This is a genomic window from Vitreimonas sp. (assembly GCF_036392335.1).
Taxonomy (GTDB): Bacteria; Pseudomonadota; Alphaproteobacteria; order Caulobacterales; family Aquidulcibacteraceae; genus Vitreimonas.
This window is the reverse complement of sequence record NZ_DASVYD010000036.1, coordinates 77129-86526: the sequence shown is the minus strand read 5'-3', so window position 1 is coordinate 86526 and position 9398 is coordinate 77129. Positions and strand designations below refer to the sequence as shown.

General features: G+C 63.5%; 11 protein-coding genes and 1 pseudogene. 7 read left to right on the top strand and 5 right to left on the bottom strand.

Going from position 1 to position 9398, the window contains the following annotated elements; all coding sequences use genetic code 11:
- Positions 1 to 227 precede the first annotated feature (227 nt).
- The 4 genes and pseudogenes from VF769_RS18435 to flgB form a co-directional block, all read right to left on the bottom strand.
- Positions 228 to 386, bottom strand: a pseudogene (locus VF769_RS18435) (DUF1328 domain-containing protein); the annotation flags it as partial.
- A 133-nt stretch (positions 387 to 519) separates the two neighbouring features.
- Positions 520 to 822, bottom strand: coding sequence for a flagellar hook-basal body complex protein FliE (locus VF769_RS08775; protein ID WP_331008013.1), 303 nt, complete (start codon positions 820 to 822; stop codon positions 520 to 522).
- Positions 823 to 826: 4 nt separating this feature from the next.
- Positions 827 to 1237, bottom strand: a complete 411-nt coding sequence (flgC, locus tag VF769_RS08770) for a flagellar basal body rod protein FlgC (protein WP_331008012.1) — start codon at positions 1235 to 1237, stop codon at positions 827 to 829.
- 3 nt (positions 1238 to 1240) lie between these two features.
- Positions 1241 to 1654: a flagellar basal body rod protein FlgB gene (gene flgB / locus VF769_RS08765; RefSeq protein ID WP_331008011.1), complete on the bottom strand. Its 414-nt coding sequence runs from the start codon at positions 1652 to 1654 to the stop codon at positions 1241 to 1243.
- Positions 1655 to 1796: 142 nt separating this feature from the next.
- Here flgB and VF769_RS08760 point away from each other — a divergent pair, with 142 nt between their 5' ends.
- The 7 genes from VF769_RS08760 (at position 1797) to VF769_RS08730 (ending at position 9116) form a co-directional block, all read left to right on the top strand.
- Complete coding sequence (locus VF769_RS08760; protein WP_331008010.1) at positions 1797 to 2081, top strand: flagellar biosynthetic protein FliO; 285 nt, start codon at positions 1797 to 1799, stop codon at positions 2079 to 2081.
- Positions 2082 to 2173: 92 nt separating this feature from the next.
- The gene (gene fliP / locus VF769_RS08755; protein WP_349258120.1) at positions 2174 to 2908 is read left to right on the top strand and encodes a flagellar type III secretion system pore protein FliP; all 735 of its coding nucleotides are present in this window, start codon (positions 2174 to 2176) and stop codon (positions 2906 to 2908) included.
- A gap of 461 nt (positions 2909 to 3369) precedes the next feature.
- Complete coding sequence (gene fliQ / locus VF769_RS08750; RefSeq protein WP_135210813.1) at positions 3370 to 3633, top strand: flagellar biosynthesis protein FliQ; 264 nt, start codon at positions 3370 to 3372, stop codon at positions 3631 to 3633.
- Complete coding sequence (gene fliR, locus VF769_RS08745) at positions 3633 to 4388, top strand: flagellar biosynthetic protein FliR (RefSeq protein ID WP_331008008.1); 756 nt, start codon at positions 3633 to 3635, stop codon at positions 4386 to 4388. The genes fliQ and fliR overlap by 1 nt, the downstream gene beginning before the upstream one ends.
- 3 nt (positions 4389 to 4391) lie before the next feature.
- Positions 4392 to 5474: a flagellar biosynthesis protein FlhB gene (flhB, locus tag VF769_RS08740; protein ID WP_331008007.1), complete on the top strand. Its 1083-nt coding sequence runs from the start codon at positions 4392 to 4394 to the stop codon at positions 5472 to 5474.
- Positions 5475 to 5567: 93 nt separating this feature from the next.
- Complete coding sequence (locus VF769_RS08735; RefSeq protein WP_331008006.1) at positions 5568 to 8093, top strand: ATP-binding protein; 2526 nt, start codon at positions 5568 to 5570, stop codon at positions 8091 to 8093.
- A gap of 150 nt (positions 8094 to 8243) precedes the next feature.
- Positions 8244 to 9116 (top strand): pirin family protein, encoded by an 873-nt coding sequence (locus tag VF769_RS08730; protein WP_331008005.1) that lies wholly within the window; start codon positions 8244 to 8246, stop codon positions 9114 to 9116.
- Here the strand turns inward: VF769_RS08730 and VF769_RS08725 are convergent.
- Positions 9113 to 9343 carry a hypothetical protein gene (locus tag VF769_RS08725; RefSeq protein ID WP_135210807.1) on the bottom strand — a complete coding sequence of 77 codons (231 nt, stop codon included), beginning with the start codon at positions 9341 to 9343 and terminating at the stop codon, positions 9113 to 9115. The two genes, VF769_RS08730 and VF769_RS08725, sit on opposite strands and share 4 nt — an antisense overlap.
- Between the last annotated feature and the right edge of the window lie 55 nt (positions 9344 to 9398).

The window sequence follows — 9398 nt, the reverse complement described above, 5'->3', positions numbered from 1 at the left end:
ATATCGCCGCCCGCGTCATCGACGACCTCCTCGGCGCGATCGCCCGCTTCACTCAATGCGGCGCCGGTCGCTTCAACCAGCTGCACGGTCTCGCGGTCGATCACACGGCCGGCGCGTTCGGCGGACATGTCGTTCTCGACCCAAGCATAGGTGACGAGCGCGACGCCGGCGATCAGCGCGACGGTCGCAAACATCCGGCCGCTGCCGCTATGCGAAGCCGCATGCGCGCCGCCGAACGTGTTGAAGAGCAAAGAGAGCACGAAGAGGCCGACAAACACCCAAAACAGCAACACGGCAAGGCCGCTGAACGCGGAGGCGATTCCGCCAAAACCAAAGACCGCCGCCACGAGCGCCGCAACGAAAAAGCCAATCGCCCAGCCAAGCATGCAAAACTCTCCGTTCACGAAACTGACGAGCGATGAACGTCAGTTCAGAGGAGAGGTTCCCAAACGAGGGAATGGGCAGTGGGCAATAGGCAATGGGAGATTGAGCGTGGGACAAACCCTACTGCCTATTGCCTTAGATCGGCATGCGCAGAATTTCCTGATACGCCGAGATCACTTGATCACGCACCGCAATCACCGTCTGCAATTGCGTTTCGGCCGCCGCGATCGCGGTCACGACATCGACGATGTCGGCTTGGCCGGCGGCGACTGCGAGCGATTGCTGCTCGGCGACTTGCGCGCTTTGTCCGGCCTGGCGCACGGCGTCTTGTACGAGTGCGCCGAAATCGATCTGGTCGCCGCCGGTCGCGCCGCGGCTCTGCATGGCTTGCGCGGCTTGTTGATAGGCGCGCGCCGCTGAAAGGGGATCAACCGCCATTTATCTATCTCCGCAGCAATTCGAGCGCGCGATTGGTCATGCCGCGCGCGGCTTCGATCATGTTCAAATTCGCTTCGTAGGCCCGCGTCGCTTCGCGCATGTCCATCATCTCGACCAGCGTGTCGACGTTGGGCAGGCGCACATACCCGTCTTCACCCGCGGCTGGATGGGTGGGGTTATATTCCTGACGGAAATCGCTCATGTCGAAGGCGGTGCCGCGTACTTCGACGCCTTGGGCGCCGTTGGCGAGCGTTGTGCTTTCGAGCAGCGGCACACGGCGGCGGAACGGCTCTTCGTTCGGATTGGCGCCGGTCGAATTGGCGTTGGCCACGTTTTCGGCGGCGACCCGCATCCGCACCGTCTGGGCGCGCATGCCGGAGGCGGCGGCGGCGATGGCTGAATTGATGTCTGTCATGAATTATCTCCCCGGCGCACGCGCCGCGAGGCGGACAAGGTCGAGGCCCTTCTGATAGAGCGCGAGGCCGGTTTCGAATTGCATCCGCGTCTCGGCGGCGCGCGCCATCTGCTCTTCGAGCACCACGGCGTTGCCATCGATCGTGGTTTCCGAGTCATCGCGCGTGACAATCTCGGGATCGATCCGGCCGCCGCCGCCTTCGACCATGTGGCCGGCATTGGTGCGCGTCATCGAAAGTCCGCGACCGCCGGCGGCGGAGGCGAGCATGCGATCGAAGCTCGTCGAATCCAGATCGCGCGGCCGATAACCGGGCGTCGAGGCGTTGGCGATGTTTTCCGAGATCAGCCTCTGGCGCTCGGACAGATGATCGAGTCGCTGACGCAACAATCCGAAGAATGGGGAATTGGCGAGGTCCATCGCGTCCGACTCAAGGGCTGCAAACTTTGCCTAGTTGAGTGCTTTATGGTTAAGCGCGACTTAATTTCGGCTTAGAAAATTAATCTCTCATTTACCAAACCGGCTGAGGTCATGACGCCTGAACTCCAGAACGGAGGCGTTCGTGGACTTGTTGGATTGGGCGCGCAGCCTGTTTGCGCTGATCGCGACCTTGGCGCTGATCTTAGGTGTGGCTTACGGGGCGCGCCGTCTCGGCATGCTGCAACCGACCGCGCAGGGCCCGCGTCGACTCAAGATATCCGAGAGCCTGATGATCGATCCGCGCCGGCGCCTGGTGATCGTGCGCTGCGATGGACGCGAGCATCTGATGCTGTTGTCGCCGGCGGGCGATGTGGTGGTGGGCGAGACGCAAGCTGAACCTGCGCCGCCGGCGGAGAGTGCGACGTGAGCGCTGAGCAGTCGAAACCGGCCAAGCAGAGCATTTTCCGCAAGCCGGAGCTTAAGGGCGCGGTGCGCATCATCCTGTTCGCCTCGGTGCTGATGTCAGCCCTTTCCGGCGCGACCTATGCATTTGCCGCGGCGACCGGGCCGGCGCTGTCGATCGATCTCGGCACAGGCGACGGGCTGACTGCGCGGGTGCTGCAATTGACCGCGCTAATCACGGTGCTGTCCTTGGCCCCGTCGATCATCATCATGACGACAAGCTTCGTGCGCATTGTCGTGGTGCTGTCGCTGCTGCGAACCGCGATCGGCTTGCAGCAGGCGCCGCCGAACGTGGTGATTGTGTCGCTCTCGCTGTTCTTAACCGCGTTCGTGATGCAGCCGGTATGGAATGCCTCTTACGAAGCCGGCATCGGCCCGGTGATGCGCGAGGAAATGCCGCTCGATGAAGCGTTTCCGCGCATTGTCGAGCCGCTGAAAGCGTTCATGGCCTCGCAAACGCGGGAAGACGATCTGGCGCTCTTTATCGATATGGCGCGTCTGGAGACGCCGCCTCAGAGCGCGACGGACGTGCCTTTGCGCGTGTTGGCGCCGGCCTTCATGATTTCGGAGCTGCGGCGGGCGTTCGAGATCGGCTTTATGCTGTTCGTGCCGTTCGTGATCATCGATCTCGTCGTGGCCTCGCTGCTGATGGCCATGGGCATGATGATGATGCCGCCAGTGACCGTAAGCTTGCCGTTCAAGCTGATCTTCTTCGTCCTGGTGGACGGCTGGCGTTTGGTGGCGGGCTCCCTGATCGAGAGCTTCAACGCAGGTGTGCCGCCAGGCGGGTAGCCTGGCGCTAGCGCTCGATCCCGAGGTCGGACATCAGCAGCGTTTTGAAATCGTCGTCCTTGCGGCCGAACAAGCTCCGGAAGAAGGCGGCAATGGATTGGAAGGCGCTCATCGGAATTCCCCCTGCGTTTTTGTTGTCCGCGCAGGCTTTCCTACGCGTGAGGTCGAGGAAGGTTTCCGAGGCCTCTGTGCATAAGATGCGCCGGATTCGGTAAATTGGATGCTCTCAGCGGAAAGAGAGTCACACTGTGATGCGGAAAGCACGTTTTGGCTTTCCGCCCCTGCAAATCCTGCCCTCGATCGCGCGGTCTAGCGTTGCAGGTCCGCCACGGCGGTAGCCAAACGCGGTGACCGACCGGTCTGGGAATGGCGCGCTCAATTTGGAAACCAGTCGTTAACCACAAATGGCGTCCTTGGGCGCACCGCTCGGCAGAATTTGCCGGGTCCGCGCGGGAGTGAACATGTCCGGAGCCGAAGTCCTCGACCTTGGCCGCGAGGCGATCTGGGTGACGGTGTTGGTGGCGGCGGGTCCGATGATCGTCGGGCTCGTGGTCGGCCTCGTCGTGTCGCTGTTGCAGACGCTGACGCAAATCCAGGAGCAGACTCTCGTGTTCGTGCCGAAGATCCTCGCGATCTTCTTCGCCATCCTGCTCTTCCTGCCGATCATGGGCGGCCTTCTGGGCGGCTTCATGGACGGCATCTTCGAACGCATCGCGAATTACTGATGGAGCTCTCGCTCTACGGCGTCGATGTCTGGAGCGCGGCGCTCCTGTTCGCGCGCATTGGCGGCGTGATCATGTTGCTGCCTGGCTTCAGCGAACCTGCGATCCCGGCGCGCATCCGGCTCGGGTTCGCGCTGGTGCTGGCGATCTGCCTTGCGCCGACCTTGGCCGATCGCGTGCCGGATGCGGCGACGAGCGCATGGGGCATGGCGTTTCAAGTCGCGAGCGAGACTCTGATCGGCGCCTTGATCGGCGGTGCGGCGCGCTTCCTGATGACGGCGTTGGCGACGGCGGGCCAGATCGTCGGTTTGGAAATCGGTTTGGCGTTTGCGCAAACCGCTGATCCGACGATGACGCAATCGGGGCAGCTGACGGCGGTGTTCTTGAGCATTCTGGGTGTGGCGCTGCTGTTTGCGACGGGCCTGCATCACATGTTTCTGCGCGGCGTGGTCGGATCGTACGATCTCATTTCGCTCGGCGCGCCGCCGCCTGTTGGAGACGCGGCTGAGCTCGCGTTGCAGACGGCGTCGACGTCGTTCCGCGTCGGCTTTCAGATCGCCATGCCGGTGGTGGCGGCTGGTTTGATTTTTCGCGTTGGGCTCGGGGTGCTTTCGCGGCTCATTCCGCAAATTCAGGTCTTCTTCATCGCGCTGCCGCTGCAGATCATGGGCGGTTTGGTGGTGTTCGCGCTCGGCCTTTCGGCGGGCATGCTGATCTGGTTGGACAGCATGCAATCCTATGCGTTGTGGGTGAGGTGACGCATGGCCGCCGAGGATGATGACAAAACAGAAGAGCCGACACCGCGAAAATTAGATCAGGCGCGCGAGAAGGGGGACATCATCTATTCGACGGAGGTCAGCGCCGCGCTTTCGCTGGTGGCGGCGACCGCGTTCGTCGCCTTCATGGCTGGGCCGATTACAAAGCAGATGGCCGATAGCTTCATCGGCTTTCTGGCGATGCCCGACCAACTTTCGACCGATCCCGCATCGCTCTCCGCGATCATGGGATCCATCGGCATCAAACTGCTCGCGATCTTTGGCTTGACGGCGATCGCCCTCGCCATCAGCGGCATCGCTTCGCGCTATCTTCAGGATCGGCCGACCTTCACGGCCGAGCGCTTGCAGCCGAAGCTCGACAAGCTCAATCCGATCGAAGGTTTCAAGCGCGTGTTCGGCAAACAAGCGTTTGCGACCTTCCTGAAATCGCTGGCGAAGCTCGTACTTGTGGGCGCAGTGCTGGGCTGGGTGCTGTGGCCGCACGATGCGGTGATCGAGAACATGTCGCTGCTCGATGTCGGCGCGTTGCTGCCTTGGGTTCGGGACCGCGTGGTGGCGATGCTGATGGCGCTGGCGAGCGCGGCGGCCGTGCTCGCGGCTGTGGATTACGTCTTCACGCGCCAATCCTACATGGAGCGCATGAAGATGAGCCGGCGGGAGATCAAAGAGGAGTTCCGCCAAAACGACGGCGACCCGATGGTCAAAGCCAAGCTGCGACAAATCCGCATGGAGCGGTCACGGCAGCGCATGATGGCGAACGTGCCGAAGGCGAGTGTGGTCATTACCAACCCGACTCACTACGCGGTGGCGTTACGGTATGAGCCGGGCGAGATCGGCGCACCGGTCTGCGTAGCCAAGGGCGTGGACGCGACCGCGCTGAAAATTCGTGAGATCGCTGAAGAACATAACATTCCGATCGTGGAAGAACCGCCGCTGGCGCGGGCGCTGTTCGCCTCGGCCGATTTGGACGAGCCGATCCCGCGGGAACATTACGAGGCGGTGGCCAAGGTCATCGGCTTCATCATGCGTATGGCCCGCCGACGCGGCCGGCCCCGAAGAAACCTTTAGCGGAGAACACACATGGCGGATGGATTCCCTACCGCGCCCCAACGTGATCCGCGCCCCGAATCGGGGTCAAGTGCGCCCTCAATAGGCGCGCTGATGACAGACCATGTACAGACTCCACCCCCGCGCGGCGGCGGGCGGCTCGATCCGCTTCAGATCCTGTTTTGGGTCTCGGCCGCCGTCGGCGTCGGCGCGGCGGGGGTTGCGATCACGGCAGGCCCCAGCGTGGGCCAAGCGGGGGCGGTGCTGCTTGTCTTGCTGGCGGCCGTCGGCATGGTGCTGTTCTTCTGGATGTCGCGCGGCGCGGGTCGCCAGCACGGCGCGTTTCCGGAGCGTGGCGCGATCGCGGCGTCGGCGCTGCTGGGCGGACGCAACGAACACGCGATGATCGAGGCGCTCGACGAAGCGGCCTTGATCACGGACGCGCATTTGTCGCCGCTGGTGGCGAACGCGGCGTATCACGACCTGGCCGAAGTGGCCGGCGTGATGGGCGAGAGCGATCGCCCGCCGATGATGAGCCGTCTGTTTGGCGCGGATCCGATGCTCTCGGCGCCGATGTTTCGTTTGTCGAAAGCAGCGCAGCTCGGGCAAACGCGGCGCGAGGAATTGCCGGCGACGGCGGCGCTCTCGGGCAAGCACGCGCGTTACGAAGCGTGCGTTGGTCCAATTCCGGGCGGGTACGTGCTGTGGCGCTTGCGTGAATTGGGCGCAGCAGAAGCGGGCGCGACGGATGAGGCGTCGCGCCAGATTTTCCTGGACGACGCGCCGGTTGGCTTCTTCGCGGCGCGGCAGGACGGGACGATCGCCTACATGAACCGCGCGCTGCGTGCGGTGCTCGGCTTAGGTGAGGACCCGGCGATTTTGCGCGTGCGCGATATCGTGAAGGAAGATCCCTCGCGTCTGCTGCGCCGTGATCGGCGCGGCTTTGGCCCGACGCCGGCGCGCGTGACCTTGCGCGGGCTCGATGGCCACGAGACGCAAGTGTCGACGCTGTCGTTCTGGCCGGCGGAGGACGTGGACGGCACGTCGCGCTCGTTCGTGTTCTTCTCGGACGCGGAGGCGCCCGAAACCGCGCCGGCTGCGCCTGCGATGCATGTGTCCGGCGAGACCGATGAGGTCTTTGCGCAAGCGCCGCTGGGCATTGCCGTGCTCGATGGCGCCGACCCGGCTTCGGCCGCCCTGTTGGATTCCAACGCGTCGTTGATGGAAATGACGCAAGGCCGGGCAACGCCGAGTGCGGCGTTCGTGGATTTGTTTGAGGCTGCGGAAGGGCCGCAGGCTTTGGCGCAGCGTTTGCGCCAAGCGCTGAACGATCCGACCGAGATCACGCTGGCGACGTCGCCGCCGATCGCAGTGCACGTGCATCTGGCACGCTCGGCCGATGGGCGAAGCATCGCCTATCTTCTCAACGTCAGCCAACAACGCGAGCTTGAGACGCGTTTGGCGCAATCGGAGAAGATGCGCGAGATCGGCGAACTCGCCGCCGGTGTGGCGCACGATTTCAACAATCTGCTCACGGTGGTGATGCAGAATTGCTCCTATCTGCTGCGCCGCCACCCGGTGGGCGATGCGGATTATCCGACGCTGCAGGAAATCTCCGACAACGCCGCGAGCGCGAAAGAGCTTTCGGAAATGCTGCGCGCTTATGCACGCCAGCAGACCTTCGCGCGCGAAGTGTTCGACGTGGGCGATTTCGTCGGTTCACGCCAAGAGCTGATCCGCCGCATCATGGGCGCGTCGATCAAGTACGAAATCCGGCACGGCCGCGATCTGCCCTATGTGAAGGTCGACAAGACGCAGCTCGAGCGTGTGCTGATCAATCTCGCCACCAATGCGCGCGATGCGATGACGCCGAAGGATTCGCCGATCCCGAAAGATGGTAAGCTCACGGTGCGTACCTCCGTGATCAGCGCCGAAGCTGCGCGCGGCCTCGGCCACAACCCGATCGAGGACGGCCAGTACGTCATGATCGAAGTGGAAGACACCGGTTCGGGCATCAAGCCGGAGCATGCCGCGAAAATCTTCCGTCCGTATCACTCGACCAAGGAAGCCGGCAAAGGCACGGGGCTGGGCCTCGCGACCAGCTACGGCATCATCAAGCAATCGGGCGGCTACATCTTCTTTTCGTCGAAGCTGGGCGTCGGCACGACATTCCGCATCTTCCTGCCGGTCTATGATCCGACGCCGGAAGAGCTGGAAGAAATCGCCGCGAAGGAGCGCGCTTTGATCGCGCCGCCGCCGAAGGACGTGGCCGGCCGCGGCAAGATCCTGTTCGTCGAGGATCAGACCGCGGTGCGCCGGTCGATCGTGCGCAATCTCAAGGAGTGCGGCTACGAGGTCGAAGAGGCGGAGAACGGCGAAGAAGCGCTCGAAGTGCTCGGCCGCAATCCGGGCGCCTATGACATCATCATCTCCGACGTCTCGATGCCGATCATGACCGGCCCCGAGATGTTGCAGGAAGCCGATCCGGCGATGATCGGCGCCGCGAAAGTGCTCTTCCTCTCCGGCTACGCGCCCGAAAGCTTCAGCCACATGCTGGAGCAATATCCGGTGCATTATATGAGCAAGCCGGTGACGATGGAGCAGCTGGTCGGGCGGGTGAAGGAGCTGCTGGCGGCTTAGGATGACCGCCGCTTCCAGCCGGCATCGGTGCTTCAACTTTCTGGCTGCACGAAGGCGGAACCAAAGAGCCGGCTGGAAGCCGGCGGTCCGAAGGCGGTGACACTTGTGTGCCTTATTGCGCGACGGCGTGGCGGGCATCATTTTCAGGCCATGAGAAAATTGCTTGCTCTTCACGACGCGCCGCGCCCGCATTGGGTGGGCGACGGCTTTCCGGTGCGGTCGATGTTCTCGCCGCAAACGCATGGCGCGGCCGTGAGCCCGTTCATCCTGCTCGATTACGCGCAGCCGTTTGAGTTCGCGCCGGCGACGCAGAAGCGCGGCGTGGGCGTGCATCCCCATCGCGGCTTCGAGACGGTGACGATCGTGTATGCGGGCGAGGTCGATCATCGCGACAGCACCGGCAATGGCGGCCATATCGGGCCGGGCGACGTGCAATGGATGACGGCGGCGTCGGGCATTCTGCACGAGGAATTTCATTCGGCTGCGTTCACGAAGAACGGCGGCGTGATGGAGATGGTGCAGCTCTGGGTGAATCTGCCGGCGAAGGATAAGATGGCGCCGCCCGGCTATCAGACTCTGCTCGACGCGCAGATCCCCTCGGTGGATTTGCCGAATGAGGCTGGCCGTCTGCGTGTGATCGCCGGCGAGTATGCGGGCGCGCGAGGCCCGGCGCGGACGTTTACGCCGATCAACATTTGGGATGTGCGCTTGAAGGCGGGCGCCAAGGCGGAGTTCAACCTGCCGGAGGGCCATACGCTGGCGCTGCTGACGCAAAGCGGAAGCGTGAAGCTTGAGGTCGGGCGCAGCGCGGGGCCGTCGCAATTCGCGCTTTATGCGCGCGAGGGCGGCGCGATCGCGATCGAGGCGGAGAGCGATGCGAAGCTCTTGCTGTTGAGTGGCGAGCCGATCAATGAGCCCGTCGTGCAATACGGGCCGTTCGTGATGAACACCGAAGGCGAAATCCGTCAGGCGATCACGGATTTCAACGCGGGCAAGTTCGGCGATATCAACGCGTTCGCTTAGCGGCCGGTGCGGCGTTCGCGGCGGGCGGCGAGGATCGCGAGCTTCTTGCTCGGCGGATAAACGACGACGCCGCCGTCAGCCGAGGTGACGAGCACCATGTTGGGGTCGCCTTTCGCGGGCGTCGCTGGGCGCGAGAGTGCGGCCGTCTTCACGCGGAACGAATTCATCGATTCCAACGTGGGCGGATGTCCGCCGCGGGGCGGCAGGGGCGCGAGCGACGAAGCCATCCGACGATCCTCTCATATTCCACCAGCGAAACCATTAAGGCCGGATATGGCCGGA

Coding starts and splice junctions, on each gene's coding strand:
- VF769_RS08775 (WP_331008013.1), bottom strand. CDS start 822: ATGGCGGTTGATCCCCTTTCAGCGGCGCGCGCCTATCAACAAGCCGCG.
- flgC (WP_331008012.1), bottom strand. CDS start 1,237: ATGACAGACATCAATTCAGCCATCGCCGCCGCCGCCTCCGGCATGCGC.
- flgB (WP_331008011.1), bottom strand. CDS start 1,654: ATGGACCTCGCCAATTCCCCATTCTTCGGATTGTTGCGTCAGCGACTC.
- fliP (WP_349258120.1), top strand. CDS start 2,174: ATGTCAGCCCTTTCCGGCGCGACCTATGCATTTGCCGCGGCGACCGGG.
- fliQ (WP_135210813.1), top strand. CDS start 3,370: ATGTCCGGAGCCGAAGTCCTCGACCTTGGCCGCGAGGCGATCTGGGTG.
- fliR (WP_331008008.1), top strand. CDS start 3,633: ATGGAGCTCTCGCTCTACGGCGTCGATGTCTGGAGCGCGGCGCTCCTG.
- flhB (WP_331008007.1), top strand. CDS start 4,392: ATGGCCGCCGAGGATGATGACAAAACAGAAGAGCCGACACCGCGAAAA.
- VF769_RS08735 (WP_331008006.1), top strand. CDS start 5,568: ATGACAGACCATGTACAGACTCCACCCCCGCGCGGCGGCGGGCGGCTC.
- VF769_RS08730 (WP_331008005.1), top strand. CDS start 8,244: ATGAGAAAATTGCTTGCTCTTCACGACGCGCCGCGCCCGCATTGGGTG.
- VF769_RS08725 (WP_135210807.1), bottom strand. CDS start 9,343: ATGGCTTCGTCGCTCGCGCCCCTGCCGCCCCGCGGCGGACATCCGCCC.